Source organism: Streptosporangium sp. NPDC000396 (assembly GCF_042898655.1).
Classification (GTDB): Bacteria; Actinomycetota; Actinomycetes; order Streptosporangiales; family Streptosporangiaceae; genus Streptosporangium.
The window spans coordinates 523,046-544,263 of the sequence record NZ_JBIAZA010000001.1 but is presented as its reverse complement, the minus strand read 5'-3'; the positions used below and the strand labels follow the sequence as shown (position 1 = coordinate 544,263).

The window sequence follows — 21,218 nt, the reverse complement described above, 5'->3', positions numbered from 1 at the left end:
GAGGGACCTTAACGGGCGCGAACAACAATCCAATCAACAAGCGCTCAACGCGGCCTCTACGCCGTGCGTCGGCGCAGTGCCGGGCCGATCGCGAGCAGGCCGGCGGTGGCCACCAGGTTGACGCCGCCGATGGTCAGCCAGAGCGCGGCGGGGCTCACGTCGAGCAGCCGGGTGCCGAGCAGCGGGGCGAGCATGGCCCCGCCCGACACGGCGAAACCGTACAGGCCGGCGTAGCGGCCGCGCAGGTGGGGCGGGGCGAGCGCGGCCACGATCGCACCCGGGATACCCGCGGTGACGATCTCGCCCAGCGTCCAGAGGACCACGGTGACCGCGTATCCGGCGACGCTTGAGACGAAGGCCGTCAGCGCGAAGCCCGCGCCGACGATCGCCACCCCGGCGGCGAGCACGGTGCTGTGGTCGCGCCTGCCGAACCAGTCGCCGGTCAGCGGCTGGACGAGCACGATCAGGACGCCGTTGACGGCTATCACCAGGCCGTAGTCGACGGTGGAGAACCCCGCGTGGGTCATCGCCACCGGCAGGGTGGTGAAGGCCTGGATGTAGACCACGCTGGAGATGAGGGTGATCACGCTGAAGGCGATCATCAGCCGGTCCCGCAACAGGCCGGTGAAGCCGCCATGCTCCGGCCCGCCCGGCTCGCCGCGCTCGGGCGTCGTCTCCGGCACCGCCCGCCACACCAGCAGGCCGAAGACCAGCGAGGTGACGGCGTTGATCCCGAACATCCAGCCGTATCCCGCCTGGGCGAGCCAGCCGCCGGCGACCATCGCCACCGCGAAGCCCAGGTTCATCGCCCAGAAGATCAGTCCGTAGGCGCGCGGCCGGTCCTGCGGCGAGATCAGGTCCGCCACCAGCGCGCTGGACGCGGGCCGATAGGCGTCGATCGCCAGGCCGAGCACGAACATCTCCGCCACGATCACCGGGAGCGAGGTGCTGGCTCCCAGGGCCACCATGGTGACGGCGGTCGCGACCATGCCGCCGGTCAGCGTGATCCGCCGGCCGAACCGGTCGGCCAGCCAGCCCGCCACGACCTGCGAGATCAGCGAGCCTCCACCGAACACCGCCATCACGGTGCCCGCCGCGGCCAGGGACATGCCGCGCGCCTGGGTGAGGTAGACGCCGATGAACGGCTCGACCATCATGCCCACCCGGTTCACCAGCGTGCCGGTCCACAGGGCCCAGAACGCCCGGGGCAGGCCTCCGATCTTCGACTGCAGGAAACCGGGCTTGGCAAGAGTGGTACTCGTCATGGACGCAGCGTTGGACATGCGTCCGGTCGCCCGCGAATCTTTTAGCCGTGCCTAAAAAGTCGTACCACGTTGAGTGGATCTTCACTCCAGGTGATGTGGCACGGATCCGCTTCGCGTTCTCGCCGATCGGGGAACTGGTCGCCAGCCTGCGCGCGCTCCGTGACCCGGCCAGGTACTCCCTCCACCTGCCCTGGGTGCGCGCCGTCCGGGCCCGCGCGGCCGAGCTCGACCTGTCGGAGCTGTTCGCGCTGGTCCCGCTTCAGGGCTATCTCGTCGACTTCGTCACCCCCACACCGGAGACCCCGGTGCCCGACTTCGCCGCCGATCTCGACCGAGTACGGCGGACGCCCCCGGAACGGGCGGCAGAGGAGGCGAGCTGGGTGACCGGGTCCGATCCCCGCGTCATCGCGCGGTTCACGGCCGACCCGGAGGCGGGCGTGGCGAGGGTCGCCGACACCCTGGAGCGCTACTGGGAGACGGCCTTCGCCGAGTTCTGGCCCCGGGTCTACGGCCTGCTGGAGGCGGATGTGCTGCGGCGCTCGCGGCAGCTCGCCGCGGGCGGGGCCCGCGAGCTCTTCGCCGACCTGCACCCGAAGGTCCGCTGGTGCGGAGACCGGCTCATGGTCACCCGGCACTGGGAGCATTCCGAGCCGATCGGCGGGGACGGCCTGGTGCTCGTGCCGATGGCCTTCTCCTGGCTGGACGTGGCCGTGATGGTCAGACCGTACCGGCCGTTGCTCTTCTACCCGGCGACCGGTGTCGGCACGCTGTGGACCTCGGGCACGCCGCCCGCCCCGAAAGCTCTGGCCGCGCTGCTCGGCCGTACCCGGGCGCAGATCCTGACCGTCCTGGCCGAACCCGCGACCACCTCGGCGCTCGCCCGGCGGATGAGCCTCACCCCCGGCGCGATCAGCCAGCACCTGACCGTCCTGGCCGACGGAGGCCTGGTGACCCGCCGCCGGCTGGGCCGCGAGGTCGTCTACCGCCGCAGCCCGATGGGCGACTCCCTCGTGTGCGGGTCCTGACCGCAGGCGTCGTGACGGGCCCCGGCCGCGACGGGCCTCGACGGAGGAACGGCCGTGGCGAGGGCGGCCGTGGCGAGGGCGGCATGGTGACGGCCGAGGGGAGATCATCACGTCACGTCGTATCTGCTGGACTCCAGAAGCCACTCCAGCTGGGCCCTGGGGGCCACCAGAAACGCGCGGGCCACCTTGCCGGCGTCGTCGGCCTGACCCGGCGAGACCCCGAACCGGTCGAACAGGTCCGGAAGCCGCCCGGCGGCGGCCCGCAGGTCCTCTGCGCGCTCGGCGATCCGGTCGTTCACCCACGCGACGGCGCCGGCGTCCGAGAGCCCGAACGCGCACGCGGCGACCGTCACGTAGTTGTGCACGTCTCCGCTCGCGCGTTCCTTGGGATGGGACGCGATGTCGTTGCACCAGGCGGTCACGTCGCTGCAGGCGTCCACCAGCGTCCGCCACGTCGTGCTCTCCCGCAACTTCGCGGGCACCTCCACCCCGAGACACGGCTCCACCAGGTCGAACAGGTAGGGCCCGGCGGTCCCCCGCCGGAGCGCGGGATACTCCCCGGCCGAGGGCACCCGTCCGGCGCACCGGTTCTCCGCCTCCTTCCGGCAGGCCGCCCCCTGCGCCGCCAGTCCCGCGGCGAACCGCTCGCGCCATGCCGCGCTCATCCGCCCGGCCGTGTCCCGCCAGAGTTCCTGGAAGGCCGCCTCGATCGGCGCGGCGCCCTGCGCCCGGAACCTCGGGGCTCCCTTCGCGCGGGCCGGGGCGGCACGAGCCGCCCCGGCCGCGGGTGCGCTCTCCGCCCGGACCGCCGGTGCCCCAGGAGATCCCGGGCCGGTGGCACGCGCCACGCGCCCGAGGCGGGCGAAGGCGGCCTCCACGATCCCGGCCGCGCGTCCGGCGGGTTTCTCGTCCCACTCGTCGTCGAAATGGAACAGCCAGGTGAGCCACTTGGCGAACAGGAGCACCGAGTCCGCGCCGAACCCGGCGAGGGCCCGGCCGGCCATCCGGTCGAATCCCGCTCCGGCGGGTGTCTCCAGGCCGACCTCGCGAGTCCATCCGGCGAGCGACGCCCCGATCCGGTCGATCGAGGAGTGCATGCGGCATGGCACGGCCATCGCCGGGACCCGGCCGGCGAGAGCCAGCAGGGCCGTGGCCGCCGTGGCCGCCGCGGGAGGCCGCTCCCGCGAGGGCGGCACGCCCGCCTCGCCGCCCGTTCCGGTGATCGCCCGGGTGGGGAGCACTACGGCGGGCCGGACGGCAGGCCGGGGATCGTTTCCGGATCCGTGCTCATGTCAACCTCCATATCGCCGAACGCGTTCAATCGATTACCTCATGTGGCGGTAGCGGGGCGATTCCAGCAGCCACTCCAGGTAGGCCCTGGGAACGGTCAGCAGGGCGCAGGCCACCTGGATCACCTCACGGGAGGCGGCGAAGCCGAGATCGCACCGTTCCACGACCACGGGAAGCGCGCGGGCGGCGACCCACAGCTCCTCCATCCGCGCCACGATGCGGTCGATCACCCATTCCACGGCCGCCTCGCCGCCGTGGCCCAGGTGGGCCGAGGCGGCCGTCACGTAGCCGCGTCCGGCGGCCAGGTCGTCGCACCAGGCGATCACGTCGGCGCTCGCGTCGGCGGCCGCCTGCCACTGCGGGCTTCGCTGCACCGCCGCGGGCACCTCCACCCCGATGCAAGGCTCCACCAGATCGAGCAGGTACCGGCCGAAACCCGCCCTGCCCAGCGCCGGATAGTCCTCGATCGGCGGCGTTCCAGGGGTGAGCAGCGCCATGTGCTGGGCGGCCAGCCCGGCGAGAAAGCGCTCGCGCCACCCGCCGCTCATTCCCGGCGCGCAGGCCTGCCACAGGTCGGCGAAGGCCCGCTCAACGGGCGACGGGCCCGGCTCGTCACCCTCGGACACCGCGAGCAGCCCGGCGAATGCCGAAGGCTCCCCGCGGAAGCGGGACATCCAGGTCAGCCAGCGGGCGAACAGCGTGGCCGTGCCCATGCCGTACCGGGCGAACGCCCGTCCGGCCAGCAGGTGGACGCCCGCGCCGGGGTCGGCCTCCAGGCCGATCCCGCGGGACCAGCCGATGACCGCCGCCTCGATCTGGTGCACCGACGGGTGCATGGGGCACGGCATCGCCAGCGCCGCGAGCCGCTCGGTGAGCGGGGTCAGCAGCGCGGCGCCGCTCGGTGGTCTGTGCAGTTCGATGCCCATCGTCGTCTTCCCCCGAAAAACGTCGGTTTGATCGGACCGGTCACGAGCTGGTCGCCTCCGCCTGGTCGGAAGGCTTATGCCTGCCCTGACCTGCGCAAACTTGATCCCGGCTCTGGGGGAGTGTTGCACTACGGGCTCAGTGGATCACTGAGACTCGCCATTCGCGGGCCACACACGGGCAGCTCCCCGGGTCCCCGATGGAACTTCGACCGCTCCGGCCGCACACTGTGAGGAGGGAGAGGAGGGAACGGCCCGGGTCGTGCGGAGGCACGATGGTGGCTCGGGTCGTGCGGAGGCACGATGGGGGCCGATGCGGCATCTCACCGTTCTTCCTCGTAACGTGTGCGAAACACGGAGCGGGCAGACTGGTAGACGACCAGGCGTGTCGCACCACGTCGGCAACGAAGGAGAGGCCTTGGACCGCCAGCAGGAGTTCGTTCTCCGCACTCTCGAGGAGCGCGACATCCGGTTCATCCGGCTGTGGTTCACTGACGTGCTCGGGTTCCTCAAGTCGGTGGCAATCGCCCCGGCGGAGCTTGAGGGAGCCTTCGCCGAGGGCATCGGGTTCGACGGCTCGGCGATCGAGGGTTTCGCCCGGGTCCACGAGTCGGACATGCTGGCCAAACCAGATCCGTCGACGTTTCAGATCCTGCCCTGGCGGAGTGAGACGCCGGGTGCGGCCAGGATGTTCTGCGACATCCTGATGCCGGACGGCTCGCCGTCGCACGCGGACCCGCGCTGGGTGCTCAAGCGCACCCTGGCCAAGGCCTCCGACATGGGGTTCAGCTTCTACACCCATCCCGAGGTCGAGTTCTTCCTGCTGAAGAACCGGCCCGAGCGGAGCGTGCGTCCCGAGCCGATCGACGACGGCGGCTACTTCGACCACACCCCGCACAGCTCGGGCCACGACTTCCGGCGTAACGCGATCATGATGCTGGAGTCGATGGGCATCTCGGTCGAATACAGCCATCACGAGGGCGCCCCCGGCCAGCAGGAGATCGACCTGCGTTACGCCGACGCGCTCACCACCGCCGACAACATCATGACTTTCCGCCTGGTCATGAAGGAGGTCGCGCTGGAGCAGGGCATCTGGGCGAGCTTCATGCCCAAGCCCTTCACCGAATACCCCGGCTCAGGCATGCACACCCACATGTCGCTGTTCGAGGGTGACCGCAACGCCTTCTACGAGCCCGGCGCCGAATACCAGCTCTCCAAGATCGGCCGCTCCTTCATCGCCGGTCTGCTCGCGCACGCCGCCGAGATCACCGCGGTCTGCAACCAGTGGGTGAACTCCTACAAGCGTCTGTGGGGCGGCTCCGAGGCGATCGCCGGAGCGGGCGGCGAGGCCCCGAGCTACATCTCCTGGGGCCACAACAACCGCTCGGCCCTGGTCCGCGTGCCGATGTACAAGCCGCACAAGAGCGGCTCCACCCGCATCGAGTTCCGCTCGCTCGACTCGGCCTGCAACCCCTACCTGGCCTTCGCGGTGATCCTGGCCGCCGGCCTGAGGGGCATCGAGGAGGGCTACGAGATGCCCCCCGGCGCCGAGGACGACGTCTGGGCGCTGACCTCCGCCGAGCGCCGCGCCCTGGGCATCCAGCCGCTGCCCCAGTCGCTGGATGAGGCCATCGCGGTCATGGAGCGCAGCGAGCTGGTCGCCGAGACCCTCGGCGAGCACGTCTTCGACTACTTCCTGCGCAACAAGCGCTCCGAGTGGCGCGAATACCGCCGCCAGGTCACCGAGTTCGAGCTCGGCCGCTACCTGCCAGTTCTGTAAGCGCAGCTCAGAGGCGGTGAGCGGCAAACCAAAGATTTCGCCTTGTCGGAGTCCACAGCCACCACCGAGGTCGACCATGGCTCGATAGCGCGGTGGGAGCCCGGCACGAAAATCCACCCGATGCTCTTGAGCGGGTCGGGTCTTCTCGTCAGGCCCAGCGGGCCTGCAAGTGCCGCAGGAGGATGGTCGCCGCGGCCGGCGCGGCTTTGACGAAACCCAGAAACGGGCCGAAGTCCTGGGTGGCTGCGAAGCCGGTGAGATAGAGGCCGGGAACGGTGGTCTGGAAGTTCTCGTCCAATACCGGGAACCCGTTGTGGGTGTCGATCTGCTCCAGGAGACCGGCCAGGTAGGGGACACGTGCCAGATCGGGTGCGTACCCGGTGGCGAACACCACCTGATCAGCTGTCAGGGTTTCCGAATTGGACAGCGTGACCTGCACGGTGTCACCGGTCGCGCCGCCGTCGGCGTGGACGACATCGGTGTTCGGCCACAGGTGCACCACCGCTGGGTCCAACCGGGCAGGCAGCCACGGTTCCAGAGTCGCCCGTCCAGCCCGCCAGCACCGCATGACGATCGCTTCTCGCTGCGTGGCCGTCAGCCGACGCCACCACCTGGTGACCTGCAGGGTACTGCTGATGTAGTCGTCGAAGAAGGCCCAGCTGACCGGCTCAAAACGCGGAACGGGATGGCGGTGGACGATGTCGACGTGTTCGGCGTCGTGCTCGGCCAGCAAGGCCGCCCACTCGTACGCGCTCTGCCGACCTCCCACGATCAGCACACGTCGGCCCGCCAGGTCGTCGAAACGGACCAGGTCACAGCTATGGGCTGCCCGACGGGCCGGCACACCGGCCGCCCACGGAGGCAACTGCCGGAAATAGCAGACGCCAGGAGCGGCGACCACGACCTCGGCACGCACTCGTCCGCCATCGGCGAGTTCCGCTTCGAACCCCGTCTCCCGCCGCGCGATGTCTCGCACCAGTCCGGGCCGGACCGGCACCTGCTTGACACGGCGGAACCACTCGCCGTACTCACGAAACAGTCCCACGGGGACCGGGAGGACCTCGTCACCGGTCAGCCCCTGCTCTTCCAGGTAGGCCTGAAATGTGTGCACTCCCGCGGCGTCCAGATGCCAGTCGATCCCCGAGCGCAGCAGCATCCCGTCGGGCATGTGCTCATGCCAAAAACCCATCGACCGCCCGACCACCTGCGCGTCAATGCCGTAATCGCGGGCGAGGGCGGCCGCTGAGAGTCCGTACGGTCCCGCACCGACGACGAGTACATCGGTGGAGAGGGTTTCGTCCATGTCAGGCTCCCTTTCGGCCTGCGGACCGCGGACACCAGCAGGTGCGCGTGACGCGGCCGAGTCAGGACACCGCATGGCCCTCAGCCCCGGGCCTGGCCTCTGCAGACCCGGCAGGGTCCGCCCCGGCCGAGACACCCCCGTTCCCTCCCACCATACCCACCGCACACGAGCATCACGGCTGTCGCGGACCGGCATCCGACGAGACCGTGACGGGCTGATGACGCTACATGCCGGTCCTTTAAACCCTTTCGAGTGGCCCATTCGGGCGACAGCCGGTACGCCGTCCCGGTATGGTCGTGATCACGCTGACCGCCATCCACGAGATGGACGCGGCCCCCCTGGCCTCAGGCCGGACGCCACGCCGTCCGGTTCCGCCGCCCATGGATCACCGCCCCCTGGTTCGCTGCGGGTGCAACGGCTCCGGTAAAATCGGTCGGCCTGTTTAAGAGTGATTTTTGATGATTAATCGCCATAAGGGCGATAAGGAGGTGTCGCATGACGACGGCTGCCGAGCTGCAGACCGTGGTGACCGTTCCGGCGCGTTTCTGCGGGCCCGAGGGTACCGCGAACGGCGGATGGATCGCGGGTACGGTCTCCGAGGCGTTGCACGGCGCCCGGCACGACTCGGCCGTCGAGGTCACTCTGCACGCCCCCACCCCGCTGGAGACCGAGCTGGCGCTGCGCGACCTCGCCGGCACCGGCACCCTCACCCACGGTGACACCCTCCTCCTGGAGGCGATCCCGGTCGCCGAGCAGCTTGAGGCTCCGGCGTTCGTGCCCTTCAACGAGGCGGCCCGCGCCGAGGGCGGCTTCGCCGGGCTCACCGGTCACGCCTTCCCGGAGTGCTTCGTCTGCGGCCTGCGCGCCCCCGGCGACGGCCTGCGGATCTTCCCCGGCCGGGTGCCCGGCACCGACCTGGTCGCCGCCGGCTGGCGGGTGCCGATGACCGTCACCAACGAGGACGGTGTCGTTCCCGACGCGATCATCTGGGCCGCGCTCGACTGCGTCACCGGCTGGGCCCACTTCGAGCCCGGTGAGTTCGCCCTGCTCGGCCGGATGACCGCGCAGGTCCACCGGCGTGTCTACCCCGGCGGCACCTACTCCGTGGTCGCCCGCGCCACCGGCCGCGAGGGCCGCAAGCTCTTCGGTGAGAGCGCCGTCTACGAGGTCGACGGCACGCTGGTCGCCGTCGCTAAGGCCGTCTGGATCGCTCCGGCCTGAACCATCGGGCCGGTCCGCGCGTCTACCATCCCATGGTGACGTCGCAACGACTCGGCCCCGGAGATCCGCAGCGCATCGGAGACCATCTCCTGGCCGGCCGTCTGGGCGAAGGCGGCCAGGGGGTGGTCTACGACGCCTATGATCCCGCCGGAAACCGGGTCGCGATCAAGGTGTTGCACGCCGACGCCGACCGGGAGCGGATCGCCAGGGAGATCACCGCCGCGACCAGGGTCTCCTCCTTCTGCACCGCCCGGGTGCTCCACGTCGACCTCGACGCGCCCCGCCCCTACATCGTCAGCGAGTTCATCGACGGGCCCAGCCTGCGCCGTGCCGTACAGAACTCGGGACCGCTGGACGACGACCGGTTGCGCCGCCTGGCCATCGCCGTCGCCACCGCGATGATCGCCATCCACGGCGCGGGGGTGGTCCATCGCGATCTCAAGCCGGACAACGTGCTGCTCGGCCCCGACGGTCCTCGGGTGATCGACTTCGGCATCGCCCGCACCGCCGAGATGTCCCTCACCTCGACGGGGCTCGTCGTCGGCACCCCGACCTACATGGCGCCGGAGGTCCTGGCCGGTGAGCGGGCGGGCGCCCCCGCCGACGTCTTCGCCTTCGGCGCCGTCGTGCTTTACGCGGCGACCGGCCGGGACCCTTTTCACGCCGAGAATCTCGGCGCCGTCATGCACCGCGTGCTCTCCGCCCAGCCCGACGTCTCGCCCCTTCCGCCGGATGTGCGTCCTCTGGTCGCCGCCGCCCTGGCCAAGGCCCCCGCGGATCGCCCGACCGCCCGTGAGCTGCTGCTCGCTCTGCTCGGTCAGGACAGCCCCGAGATCGGGGCCCTGGCCGCCGCCGCCCTACGGGCGGACGCCTCGCCCTCGCTCGGGCAGCTCGCCGAGGAGGTGTTCGCACGGCTCTCGCCCGCCGAGCAGGAAATCGTCCCGCAGATCTTCCTGCGCCTGATCAGCTCGGACGGCCGTGAGGCCCGGGAGGCCGGGCGGGCCGAGGTCAACGGCTCACCGGAGTCCGAGCGGGCGCTCGCCGCGTTCGCCGGCGCCGGGCTGATCCGGGTGTCCGGGGAGGCCGTGACGCTGGAACGGCCGGGCCTGCTGCGGGCGTGGCCGCGACTGCGCGAGTGGTCCGACGCCGAGCTGCCCGGCCTGCCGATCCGGGAGCGGGTCAGCGACGCCGCCCGGCTCTGGGAGTCCGGCGGGCGCAAGGACGGCGACCTGCTGCAGGGCAGCCTGCTCGACGAGGCGATGGAGTGGGCCGCCACCGGCCGCAGGCACATCAAGCTCAACCACCTGGAGACCGCCTTCCTCAGCGCGGCCTCGTCCCTGCGCCGCCGCAGGGCCCGGAGCCGTCGCCTGTTCACCGCGGCCCTGGCCGGGCTGCTGGCGGTGGCGCTGGTGGCGGTGGTCGTCGCCGAGCAGCGCCGGATCACGGTCGCCGCGCAGAGCGAGCGAATCGCGACCCAGCTGAACGAGGCCGTCGCCCGCCGCCTGGCCGGCCAGGCGGACGCCCTGCGGCGGGCCGACCCGCTGACCGCGATGAAGCTCAGCGCGGCGGCCTACGGGATCGCGCCGGTCGCCGAGTCCCGCGCCGCCCTGCAGAGCTCCCTGGCGCAGCGGGAGACCTCGATCGTGCCGGTGCCCCGCTCGGGAACGCACTACACGCTGAGCGCGGACGGAACGACGCTGCTCGGTGCGGGCACCGGCGCGATCACCCTCTGGGACGCCGTCACCGGCCGCGAGCTGCGCTCGATCCGGGCACCCGGCCTGGCCGCCACCGGCACGGCGCAGGGAGCGACGCGGAGCCGTGCGGCGATCAACACCGCCGGGGGGCTGCGGCTATGGGACCTCAAGGCCGGCAGGCAGCTTCCCGGCGTGTACGGCGACGCGGGAAGCTGGGCGGCGATCAGCCCCGACGGTGCGAACCTGATCTCGTTCGACGACCCCGACCTGGTGGTGTGGGACATCGAGCGCGGGAAGCGGCTGCTGCGGCTTCCGAGCGGGCAGGTCTGGGGCCGGTCGGCGGGAGGCGGTCGTTTCATGGCGATCTCGGGAGGCGGCGCCGTCCGGCTGTGGGAGCTGCGGACCGGCCGGGAGCTGCGAGCCCCGGCACCGCCCCAGGGAACAGGCTCGGTCGACGGAGCGCTGAGCGCCGACGGCAGGACGCTGGCGCTGGGGCGGGGCACCACGCTGGTCTTCTGGGACGTGGACTCCGGCAGGAAACTCGGCGAGGCCACAGTCCAGCGGGACGGGCACATGCTGTTCGCCCCGGACGGCAGGACGCTGGCGGTGCTCCACCTGGGCGGGGTCGAGGTGGTGGGCGTGCCCGGCGGCGTGACGCTGCTGAGCTACTCCACCGATGAGCAGCCCAAGCCCGAGGGCGTGCGTTTCTCCGGGGACGGGCGCGCGCTGCGCTTCGTCGACGCGGCCGACTCGGTGGTCACGCTCAGCGTGCCCGCGTGGTCCGGCGCGGGGGTGGCCCGGGGCGGCGCGCTCAGCCCCGACGGCGCCCGCAGCGCCACGCAGACCACGTTCGGCACCGACCGGACGGTCGAGGTGCGAGAGGTGCGCACGGGCAAGCGCGTGGCCACGCTCGCGGTGCCGCCGACCCCTCCGGCCCCCGAGTCGGGTGCGGGGGCACTGGAGCTCGTCTTCAGCCCCGACGGCAGGACTCTGGCCGTCAGCCCCGACTCCGAACCCGTGGTGCATCTGTTCGACACGATCTCGGGGAAGCGGGTGGGCGAGCTGCGCTGGGACGGGAAGTCCGCGACGCGGGTCGTGTTCGGCGGCGGTGGGCACAGCCTCGCCGTCGCCGCCTCCAGCAAACTCGATCAGCCGTTCGTCCAGATGTGGGACGTCGCCTCCCGGAAGCCGGGCACGCGGCTGCCGGGCGCGCTTGGGTCGCGGGCCCTGGATCTCCACCCGGACGGCACGCGGCTGGCCCAGGGAGGCGCGGCCGGGGTCGTCCTGACGCCGCTGACAGGCGGCGCCGCCGTCACGCTCGACGGGACGGGCGACGCACGCGCGGTGGCCTTCAACCCGGAGGGGAACCTGCTCGCCGTCGGCGACACTGCCGGACGGGTCCAGCTGTGGGACGTCGCGACCCGGCGGCCGCGCGGCCCGGCGATCACCGCGCACACCGGAGGGACCGACCTCGCGGCGTTCTCGCCGGACGGCACGCTGCTGGTCACCTCGGGCGGCGGCCGGACGGCGCTGTGGGACGTGGCGAGCGGCGGGCAGGCCGGGCGGCCCGCGGCGGGCGTGGAGCAGGCCGTGACGGGCCTGGCGTTCCCGGACGGCGGCAGGACGCTGCGGACGATCACCGCGGACGGCGTCGCCGCCGACCGGCCCATCGATCCGGGCCGGGCCGCGGGCGAGGTGTGCTCCCGGGCCGGAGGCGGGCTGTCCCCGCAGGAGTGGGCCCGATACGTTCCTGAGCTCGGCCACCGTCCCACCTGCCCATGACCGCGCTGCCGGAGGCGGCGGGGACGTCCGGCACCGGCCTGTACGGGGCGAACCGGAGCGATCTTCCGAGCGTCTGACCTCATATGCGATCACAGCCGTTGGTATCCGGTGATCCGGAGCGGATCGGAGATCACCTGCTCGCGGGACGTCTCGGCGAGGGCGGGCAGGGGGTGGTGTACGACGCCTACGACGCCGAGGGGAACAGGCTTGCGATCAAGGTTCTGCACCCGGCCGCCGCGGGCGACGGTAAGGCCAGGCTCCGCCTCGCTAAGGAGGTGAGGGCGGCGACCCGGGTGGCGTCCTTCTGCACCGCCCGGATTCTCGACGCCGACCTGGAGGCCGAGCGTCCGTATGTCGTCAGCGAGTTCATCGACGGCCCGAGCCTGCGCCGGGCCGTACAGGATTCCGGCCCGCTGGACCGGGACGCGGTGCACCGGCTCGCCGTCGCCATGGCCACCGCGCTGGCGGCCGTGCACGCCGCGGGGGTGGTGCACCGGGACCTCAAGCCGGACAACGTGCTGCTCGGCCCGGACGGTCCCAGGGTGATCGACTTCGGCATCGCCCGGACCGAGGAGATGACGCTGAGCGCGACCGGCGGCATGATGGGCACGCCGACATACATGGCGCCCGAGGTGCTCAGCGGACACAGGGCAGGCCCGCCCGCGGACGTCTTCGCCTGGGGTGCCGTCGTGCTCTACGCCGCCACCGGGCGCGATCCCTTCCACGCGCAGTCGGCCGGCGCCGCGATGTACCGGGTGCTCACCAGCGAGCCCGATGTGTCCGTGCTGCCCGAACCGCTGCGCGGCCTGGTGTTCGCCGCCCTCGCCAAGGATCCGGGCGAGCGGCCTACGGCCAGGCACCTGCTGCTCGGGCTGCTCGGTCACGACACCCTCGACGAGGGCGTGAGGGTCGCCGCCGATCTGCGCCGGGGCGGGCGCGAGGGCACCCCGGCGCTGGGACAGGTCGCCGAGGAGGCGTTCACCCGGTTGAGCCCGCAGGATCAACTGCGGGTCCCCGAGATCCTGCTGCGCCTGATCAGCGACGAGGGGAACGGCGTCCGCCCCGCCGAGCGCGGCGAGTTCGGCCCCGGTGCCGAGGGCGTGCTCGCCGCGCTGTCCGAGGCGGGCCTGCTCGGGGTGTCCCCGAAGGGCGTGCAGATCACCCGGCCGGGGCTGCTGCCCGCCTGGCCCCGGCTACGGGAGTGGGTCGAGGCCGAACGCCCGGGCCTGGGCGTCCACGCCGAGCTGCGTGAGGCCGCCCGGCGCTGGGACCGGCGCGGCCGCAGGGACACCGACCTGTTCCAGGGGCCGCCCCTGGAACAGGCCATGCAGTGGGCCGCCACCGGGCGCCGCCACCTGAAGCTCAACGACGTCGAGACGGAGTTCCTCACCGAGGCCTCCTCCCTGACCCGCCGGCGGGTCCGTACCCGCCGCGTGGTGACCGGGGCCCTCGCGGTGCTGCTCGCCGTGACCCTGGTCGCCGTCGCGGTCGCGGAGAACCGGCGGGTGGAGCTGGCCCACTCGCTCGACCAGGCGGAGGCGCGCCGCCTGGCGGCCCTCGCCGACGACGTCAGGCAGAGCGACCCTGTCACGGCCATGCGGCTCAGCCTGGCCGCGTGGCGGCTCTCCGACGTCCGCGAGACTCGCGCGGCGCTGTTCAGCTCGCTGGTGCAACAAGAGGTGGGGGTGCTGGATCCCCCCGAGCCGGGAGCGCGGTACGCCCTGGGCGCGGGCGGTGAGACCCTGGCCGGCGCGGGCGCGAACGCCGTCCGGATGTGGGACGCGGCCACCGGGAAACCGCTGCGGACGATCGAGACGCCCGGCCTCTCCGCCCAGGCCGTATCCGTCACGTCGCACCACGTCGCCGTGGGGACGCCGACGGGGGTGGCCCTGTGGGATCTGGCCACGGGGACGCGGCTGCCGGGCACGTTCGGGGCCCCCGGTGACTCGGCTCGGTTCGGTCCGGAGGGCAAGACACTGGTCTCCTCGTCAGAGACGGAAGACGTGATCCGTGACGTGGCGACCGGCCGGGTCGTGCTCAGGGTGCCCAAGGCCCCCGGCCAGTATCAGCTTGAGATCGTGGGGGACGACCGCTACGCGGCGATCACCATGCGGGACGGCGGCGCGGCCCGCCTCCGGGACCTCCGTACGGGCAGGGAGACACGGGTCCCCGCGGCCGGTCACGCCGTCACGGACGTGGCCGTCAGCCGGGACGGAAAGATCCTCGCTCTGAACGGCGGCGGCAGCACCTCGTTCTGGGACCGGCGGACCGGCCGGCTGATCGCGAAGAGCCCGGATAGCACGGTCGACGGGAATCTGGTGCTCAGCCCGGACGGCCGGCTCGCCGCCGTGCTCGGCCCGTACGGGCTGGAGGTCATGCAGGTGGCCGGCGCCGTCTCCGTGCTCCGCCGCGGGTCGGCCGTGCCCGACCCCGAGAGCCTGCGGTTCACCGCGGACGGGCGGACCCTGCGCTTCATCGACGCCTCGGGCCGGGTGCTCTCCCTCGACGTCGGATCCTTCGCCGGGCCGCGCCCCGTGGGCGGCGGCCTGCTGTTCGACGCCGTCTTCAGCCCCGGCGGCGCGCTTGTCGCCCTGCAGCGCAGGGTCGAGGGGAGCCGGACCGTCGAGCTGTGGGACGTCGCGGGACGGCGGCGGCTGCACCGCATCGAGGTGTCCGGCCCCCGGGTGGGAGGTTTCCGGCAGAACGCCATGGCCTTCAGCCCCGACGGGCGGACTCTCGCCATCGGGCCCTACGACGTTCCGGCCGTCGAACTGTGGGACCTGAAGAACATGAGGCGGACGGGGGTGCTGCGGTGGGACGCCGGGGGGAACCACGACCTCGCGTTCACCCCGGACGGCCGTCGCCTCGCGGTCGCGGGTTCGGAGGGAGACCGGGACACGGTGCGGGTCTGGGACGTCACCTCGGGGCGCCCCGTCCGCCGGCTGGGAGTCGAGGCCCAGCTCGTCGCATTCGGGCCGGACGGCGACCGCCTGCTGTACGGCGGCACGCGCAACGGGCTGCTGAGTCTCGGCCAGGGCATGGAGCCACGAGACGTTCCCGGGATGGAGTCGGCCGTCGCGCTCGCCTTCGCCCCTCGCGGCGGCCTGGTCGCCGTGGGAGACGGCCAGGGGCGGGTCCGGCTGTGGGACGCGGCGCTCGGGGTGCCGAGGACGCCGGCCGCCGACGCCCACACGTCCGAGGTCGGAAAGGTCGCGTTCTCCCCCGACGGAGGCCTGCTCGCCACCGCGGGCGAGTCCGTCCGTCTGTGGGACACCGGCACGGGGCAGGACTTCGGCCTGGCCGATTCCGGTGTTCCCGGGGTGCTGGACGTGGCCTTCACCCCGGGCGGCCGGTCGCTGCGCGCCATCGGGTGGGACGGAGGGATCGTGGAACGGCCTCTGGACCCCGGGAAGCTGTCGGAGGCCGTCTGCCGCCGCGCGGGCGGCGGCCTTTCCCCGGACGGCTGGCGCAGATACGTCTCCCCGGAGGTGCCCTACCAGGCGACCTGCTGACTCAGGTGACGGCGCCGGTCACCGGGCGAGGTGACCGGCCACCAGCGAGGCGCAGCGGTCCTCCATCAGGATCGTGTAGTGGTTGCAGTCCTCGATCAGCCTGTCTTCCAGGGCGGGCAGCCGCCCGGTCCAGGTGGCGGCGAGCTCGCCGGGAATCATGCCGACCGGCTGGTCGAACAGCCCGCGCGGGGCTCGCAGCAGTGACAGCGGCGACTTCACCGCGTGCAGCGCGGCGCCGATCGCCTCGCTCTCGGTCAGCAGCCACCGGCCGTCCTGGCGGACCGGCTCCCCCTGTGCCCGCGATCGCACCGCGTCCTCGGGGCCGGTCGCGTCGTAGCGGACGTACTCCTCCACCGCGCCGGTCCAGTTGCCGGCGAAGGCCGGGTGGGCCTTGAAGAAGTCCACGTAGGCGTCGACGCTCGGGAAGGTCTGGCTGAGCCGGGCGATGGCCGGGCCGAGCGTGGCCGCGAGGACCGCGTCGGGGTCCTGATCCGCGGGCAGGGGCAGCGGGAGTCCCCCGTCGACCAGCACGACTCTGGCGTAGTCGTGGTCGGCCGCGGCGAGGGCGGCGACGTAGGCGCCCATCGAATGGCCGGTGAGGACGATGTCGGACTCCGCACCCACGGACCGGGCGACCAGGTTCACGTCCTCGGCGTGCCGCGGCAGGCCGTACGGGCCGGGCAGCCCGGCGCTGTGGCCGCGACCCCGCAGGTCCATCGCGACCATCGACCACTCGGCGGGCAGCCGCCGGGCGACCGCGGCCCAGGCCATGAGCGAGGCGGTGATGCCGTGCACGGCCACGATCAGGCGTGGCCCGGTGCCGAACCGGGCCACGCGCAGCTTGCCGCCGGGGACCTCGACGTCGCTGAAGACAGGGTTCACGGAATTCTCCTCCGGATTCGCAGGGCGAAGTCCGCGTAAGTATGGATGATCCGGTCGGGTTTGCGGGGAGGGCTCGCGTGCCGATCGGGCGCAATGGAACCGGTATGGGGTATATGCGTCTATCGGCTGATAATTGCCGCATGAGAGTTACTGTCGTTGAACATGAGGCCACCGCTGGGTTGGGATTCTTCGCCGGCTGGCTGGCCGAAGCCGGGATCGATTGCGAGGTCGTCCGCCCCTATCTGGGTGAGGCGGTGCCCGAACGGGCCGAGGACGGTCTGATCGTGCTCGGCGGCGAGGCGGCGGCGTGGGAGGACGAGCGGAACCCCTGGCTGCCCGCCACCCGCGACCTGATCCGGAGCTCGGTCGAGGGCGGCGTTCCGACCCTGGGAATCTGCCTGGGAGCCCAGCTCATGACGCTCGCCTGCGGCGGCACCGTCGAACGCGGCGAGCACGGGCTGGAGGTGGGCGTGGGGAGGATCGTCCCGCTCCCGGAAGCCGGCGCCGACGCGCTGTTCGGCGGGCTCGGCCCCGTTCCGGCCGTCCAGTATCACGGCGACGCCATGACCCGGCTGCCCGACGGCGCGGTACGGCTGGCCACCGGGGACCTCTACCCCAACCAGGCCTACCGGCTGGGGGAGAAGGCATGGGCGGTGCAGTTCCACCCCGAGGCCACCGTCGAGATCTTCACCGGCTGGACCGGTGACTCGGCCGACCACCTGACCAGCCGGGGCTACTCGGTCGAGGAACTCAACACGCAGGTCAAGGAGGCGGAGGAGGACCTTGCCCGGACCTGGCGACCCTTCGCCGAGCGCTTCGCCGCCGTTGTCCAATCCGCGTGACCGGTCGATCACGGTCCGAATCCGCTAACGACGCCGCACGGTTTCGGGACTAACGTGTGCGAGGCCACGCCGCGTGAGCTCCTTGGGGCAGCCGGGTAAGTAAGGATGTCGGGTAGGGGCTGGGAAGGCCGCCCGTGGTTGCGATCGGAGACGAGGGAGGGCCGGTGAACGCCGCACCCCGGATGCAGACGACCGCCGGGCGGCTGGCCCGGCTCGGGTTCGCCGACGGGGCCAGAGCCGAGCGGCTGCTCGACGAGCTCGGGCCCGAGGCGGTCGGCGACTTCGACCTGCTGGACTCCCTGGTCGGCGCGGCCGACCCCGACCTGGCGCTCGTCGCGCTCAACCGGCTGGCCGAACGGGACCAGAGCGTTCTTGGAGCGCTCCGCTCCGATCCCGGCCTGCGGGCCAGGCTGCTCGGTGTCTTCGGCGTCAGCGCCGCGCTCGGCGACCACGTGGTCAGGCATCCCGAGCACTGGCGCCTTCTCCGCGGCGAGCAGGCCGTACGGCGTCCGGCCGGGGAGGAGCTCCGGTCCGAGCTGCTGCTGGCGGTCGGTGCCGAGCCCGGCGCCCCCGAGCCGCGCGCCACGGACGCCGGCACCGGCACCCTGGCCGCACTGCGGGTGGCCTACCGGGGCCGCCTGCTCCACCTGGCCGCGCGGGACGTCACCGGTGCCGCCTCGCTCGCGGAGGTCACCGCGGAGCTGTCCGACCTGGCCGGAGCCGCGCTGGAGGCGGGGCTCGCCATCGCGCGGGCCGCGCACCCCGAGTCCGATTCGGTACGGCTGGCCGTCATCGGGATGGGCAAGTGCGGGGCGCGCGAGCTGAACTACATCAGCGATGTCGACGTCATCTTCGTGGCCGAGCCGCGCGAAGGCGCCGGCGGATCGGTCGACGAGCACGCGGCCATCCAGATCGCCACCCGCCTGGCCCAGGGCATGATGCGCGCCTGCTCGGCCAGCACCCCGGAAGGCTCGCTGTGGGAGGTGGACGCGGGGCTGCGTCCCGAGGGCAAGGCAGGGCCGCTGGTCCGCACCCTCGCCAGCCACCAGGCCTACTACCGGCGCTGGGCCAAGACGTGGGAGTTCCAGGCGCTGCTGAAGGCCCGGCCGGTCGCGGGCGATCTCGAACTCGGCGGGCAGTACGTCGACGCGATGAACGAGCTGGTCTGGCAGGCCGCCACACGTGACAGGTTCGTCGAGGACGTGCAGGCCATGCGCCGCCGGGTGGAGGCCCACGTCCGGGGGGACGAGGCCGAACGCCAGCTCAAGCTGGGACCGGGGGGTCTTCGCGACATCGAGTTCGCGGTCCAGCTGCTCCAGCTCGTCCACGGCCGCCTGGACCCGCTGCTGCGCCGCCGCGCCACGCTCTCCGCGCTCGCCGCCCTGTCCCGGGGCGGTTACGTCGGCAGGGAGGACGCCAAGGCCCTCGCCGAGGCTTACACGTTCCTGCGCCAGGTCGAGCACCTCATCCAGCTGTACCGGCTCCGCCGCACCCATGTGGTGCCCAAAGACGCCGCCGACCTGCGGCGGCTCGGCCGGAGCCTGGGCATGATCAGTGACCCGGTGGGGGAGTTCACCACCCGGTGGAGGCGGCACGCGCTGGAGGCCCGGCGCCTGCACGAGAAGCTGTTCTACCGGCCGCTGCTGCAGGCCGTGGCCCGCCTGCCCGAGTCCGAGTCCCGGCTCTCCACCGCCGCCGCACAGGCTCGCCTGGAGGCGCTCGGCTACACCGATCCGGCCGGGGCGTTGCGCCATATCGGCGCGCTGACCAGCGGCGTCTCGCGGCGCGCGGCGATCCAGCGAACCCTGCTGCCGGTCATGCTCGGCTGGTTCGCCGACGCCCCCGACCCTGACGCCGGCCTGCTTGGATTCCGTCAGGTTTCCGACAAGCTCGGCGCCACCCCGTGGTATCTGCGGTTGTTGCGCGACGAGACCGCGGTGGCCGCGCGGCTGGCCCGGCTGCTGGGAACCAGCCGCTACGCGACCGGGCTGCTGCTGCACGCCCCCGACGCGGTGGCGATGCTCGGCTCGGACGCCGAGCTGGATCCCCGGCCCGCCGAGGCGCTGCTGTCGGAGGCGCGGGCCGTGGTCGGCCGCTATCCCGAGGACGTCGAGAGCGCGGTGGCCGCGGTGCGCGGGCTGCGGCGCAGGGAGCTGTTCCGTACGGCGGTCGCCGACCTGACCGGGCACATCGGCATCGAGCAGGTCGGCCAGACGCTGTCCGCGCTCAACGACGTGACGATCCAGGCCGCGCTGGACGCGGCGATCAGCAAGGTCGAGATGGAGCGGCGCACCCCGCTGGGCACGCGGTTCGCGGTGATCGCGATGGGCCGTCTGGGCGGGTTCGAAAGCTCCTACGGCAGCGACGCCGACGTGATGTTCGTGCACTCGCCGCTCCCGGAGGCCCCGGAGCGGGAGGCCACGGAGACGGCCTTCGCGGTGGCCAACGAACTGCGCCGCCTGCTGTCCCTGCCCGCTCCCGACCCGCCGCTGCTCATCGACCCCGACCTGCGCCCGGAGGGCCGCCAGGGGCCGCTGGTCCGCACGCTGGCCTCCTACGCCGCCTACTACGAGCGCTGGTCGTCGCCGTGGGAGTCCCAGGCGCTGCTGCGGGCCCGGTTCTCGGCGGGGGACGCCTCGCTCGGCACCGCCCTGCTCGGCCTGGCAGACCCGCTGCGCTATCCGGAGGACGGCATCTCCGACGCGGCCGTGCTGCAGATCCGCAAGCTGAAGGCGCGGATGGAGGCCGAACGGCTGCCGCGCGGAGCCGACCCCGCCCTGCACACCAAGCTCGGCCGGGGCGGGCTGTCCGACGTGGAGTGGGTCGCCCAGTTCATCCAGCTCCGGCACGCCGGGCGCCTGCCGTCGCTGCGGACCACCCGGACCCTGGAGACGCTGCGCGCGGCGGTCGCCGAGGATCTGCTGTCCGCCGCCGACGAGGCCTCGCTCGCCGAGGCCTGGCGGTTCGCCTCGCGCATCCGCGACGCCATCGTCCTGGTCCGGGGCCGCGCCTCCGACTCCATCCCGGTCGACCTCCGCGAGCGCGCGCTCGTCTCCCGGGCTCTCGGCTACCCGCCGGACGGCAGCGGGAGCTTCCTGGACGACTATCGCCGCGTCACCCGGCGTGCCCGAAGGGTCATGGAGCGTGTCTTCTACGGGGAGTGAGATTTCCCTGTGGTTAACCTTGAGGTCATCTTCAGTTTGATCAAGCCCTAAAGGATCTTTTCGGCTCATTGGAAGTCGATCCAAGCTTAGGGAAAGGGCCCTTTGAAGGGCAGCATCGGCCTGACGCTCGCAACCGTCTACTTGATTCGTTCGTAGTGCTCTGGCCTTCAGGTCGGAGGTGAAGCGGGCTCTCCCGTGTGGCGGGGCAGGAACAGTCATTTCGCCGCCAGGGAGGAATGGCGCCTGGTAGGTTGCTCGCGTCAGGTACCGCCGGGCGGGGCGGGAACGGAGCCGGAAGGCTCACAAGCCTGTGGAGACCCGGTAAGACCACCTCGGTGGCGCAGGTCGGTGAAGCAGGAAGCCACAGAGGTGTCGCATCCGTGTGGCACGGACTGAATCTCTGGCATTCATGCCAGAGAGCACGTCAATACCTGAAGGCGACCCTTCAGGTCGAGGGCGGCAGGGTGAAGGTCGACTCCGGTGAGTTCACGAAGTACGCCGACCCCTGATGTCCCGAACTCCGGTACGGTTCGCC

The 21,218-nt window shown here is 72.2% G+C and carries 12 protein-coding genes; 7 read left to right on the top strand and 5 right to left on the bottom strand.

What is annotated here, in order from left to right; all coding sequences use genetic code 11:
• Positions 1-56 precede the first annotated feature (56 nt).
• Positions 57-1,265: an MDR family MFS transporter gene (locus ACFY2X_RS02410; RefSeq protein ID WP_389931222.1), complete on the bottom strand. Its 1,209-nt coding sequence runs from the start codon at positions 1,263-1,265 to the stop codon at positions 57-59.
• Between the two features lie 95 nt (positions 1,266-1,360).
• Here ACFY2X_RS02410 and ACFY2X_RS02405 point away from each other — a divergent pair, with 95 nt between their 5' ends.
• The gene (locus ACFY2X_RS02405) at positions 1,361-2,290 is read left to right on the top strand and encodes a DUF5937 family protein (RefSeq protein WP_389931220.1); all 930 of its coding nucleotides are present in this window, start codon (positions 1,361-1,363) and stop codon (positions 2,288-2,290) included.
• Positions 2,291-2,397: 107 nt separating this feature from the next.
• Here the strand turns inward: ACFY2X_RS02405 and ACFY2X_RS02400 are convergent, their stop codons facing one another.
• Together ACFY2X_RS02400 and ACFY2X_RS02395 are read right to left on the bottom strand one after the other, a co-directional pair.
• Positions 2,398-3,531, bottom strand: a complete 1,134-nt coding sequence (locus ACFY2X_RS02400) for a terpene synthase family protein (protein WP_389931217.1) — start codon at positions 3,529-3,531, stop codon at positions 2,398-2,400.
• A gap of 84 nt (positions 3,532-3,615) precedes the next feature.
• Entirely contained in the window at positions 3,616-4,506 is an 891-nt protein-coding gene (locus ACFY2X_RS02395; RefSeq protein WP_389931215.1) for a terpene synthase family protein, read from the bottom strand.
• A 415-nt stretch (positions 4,507-4,921) separates the two neighbouring features.
• Between ACFY2X_RS02395 and ACFY2X_RS02390 the strand changes: the two genes are divergently transcribed.
• The gene (locus tag ACFY2X_RS02390) at positions 4,922-6,283 is read left to right on the top strand and encodes a glutamine synthetase family protein (RefSeq protein ID WP_389931213.1); all 1,362 of its coding nucleotides are present in this window, start codon (positions 4,922-4,924) and stop codon (positions 6,281-6,283) included.
• 148 nt (positions 6,284-6,431) lie between these two features.
• On the opposite strand, the gene ACFY2X_RS02385 is transcribed toward ACFY2X_RS02390, so the two are convergent.
• Entirely contained in the window at positions 6,432-7,586 is a 1,155-nt protein-coding gene (locus ACFY2X_RS02385; protein WP_389931212.1) for an FAD-dependent oxidoreductase, read from the bottom strand.
• Between the two features lie 495 nt (positions 7,587-8,081).
• Between ACFY2X_RS02385 and ACFY2X_RS02380 the strand changes: the two genes are divergently transcribed.
• The 3 genes from ACFY2X_RS02380 to ACFY2X_RS02370 all read left to right on the top strand — a co-directional run bounded on the left by ACFY2X_RS02380 (position 8,082) and on the right by ACFY2X_RS02370 (position 15,795).
• Positions 8,082-8,807, top strand: coding sequence for a hypothetical protein (locus tag ACFY2X_RS02380; RefSeq protein WP_389931210.1), 726 nt, complete (start codon positions 8,082-8,084; stop codon positions 8,805-8,807).
• A gap of 35 nt (positions 8,808-8,842) precedes the next feature.
• On the top strand, positions 8,843-12,283 hold the full coding sequence (locus tag ACFY2X_RS02375) for a WD40 repeat domain-containing serine/threonine protein kinase (protein ID WP_389931208.1): 3,441 nt from the start codon (positions 8,843-8,845) through the stop codon (positions 12,281-12,283).
• 98 nt (positions 12,284-12,381) lie between these two features.
• The gene (locus ACFY2X_RS02370) at positions 12,382-15,795 is read left to right on the top strand and encodes a protein kinase (RefSeq protein ID WP_389931206.1); all 3,414 of its coding nucleotides are present in this window, start codon (positions 12,382-12,384) and stop codon (positions 15,793-15,795) included.
• An 18-nt stretch (positions 15,796-15,813) separates the two neighbouring features.
• Here ACFY2X_RS02370 and ACFY2X_RS02365 read toward each other — a convergent pair whose 3' ends face one another.
• Positions 15,814-16,677, bottom strand: a complete 864-nt coding sequence (locus ACFY2X_RS02365) for an alpha/beta hydrolase (protein WP_389931205.1) — start codon at positions 16,675-16,677, stop codon at positions 15,814-15,816.
• 140 nt (positions 16,678-16,817) lie between these two features.
• Here ACFY2X_RS02365 and ACFY2X_RS02360 point away from each other — a divergent pair, with 140 nt between their 5' ends.
• Together ACFY2X_RS02360 and ACFY2X_RS02355 are read left to right on the top strand one after the other, a co-directional pair.
• On the top strand, positions 16,818-17,519 hold the full coding sequence (locus ACFY2X_RS02360; RefSeq protein WP_389931203.1) for a type 1 glutamine amidotransferase: 702 nt from the start codon (positions 16,818-16,820) through the stop codon (positions 17,517-17,519).
• 164 nt (positions 17,520-17,683) lie between these two features.
• The gene (locus ACFY2X_RS02355) at positions 17,684-20,683 is read left to right on the top strand and encodes a bifunctional [glutamine synthetase] adenylyltransferase/[glutamine synthetase]-adenylyl-L-tyrosine phosphorylase (protein ID WP_389931201.1); all 3,000 of its coding nucleotides are present in this window, start codon (positions 17,684-17,686) and stop codon (positions 20,681-20,683) included.
• The last annotated feature ends 535 nt before the right edge of the window (positions 20,684-21,218 follow it).

Excerpts from the sequence above, each read along its gene's own strand:
- ACFY2X_RS02360 (WP_389931203.1), top strand. The coding sequence starts at position 16,818 with ATGAGAGTTACTGTCGTTGAACATGAGGCCACCGCTGGGTTGGGATTC.
- ACFY2X_RS02385 (WP_389931212.1), bottom strand. The coding sequence starts at position 7,586 with ATGGACGAAACCCTCTCCACCGATGTACTCGTCGTCGGTGCGGGACCG.
- ACFY2X_RS02380 (WP_389931210.1), top strand. The coding sequence starts at position 8,082 with ATGACGACGGCTGCCGAGCTGCAGACCGTGGTGACCGTTCCGGCGCGT.
- ACFY2X_RS02395 (WP_389931215.1), bottom strand. The coding sequence starts at position 4,506 with ATGGGCATCGAACTGCACAGACCACCGAGCGGCGCCGCGCTGCTGACC.
- ACFY2X_RS02410 (WP_389931222.1), bottom strand. The coding sequence starts at position 1,265 with ATGACGAGTACCACTCTTGCCAAGCCCGGTTTCCTGCAGTCGAAGATC.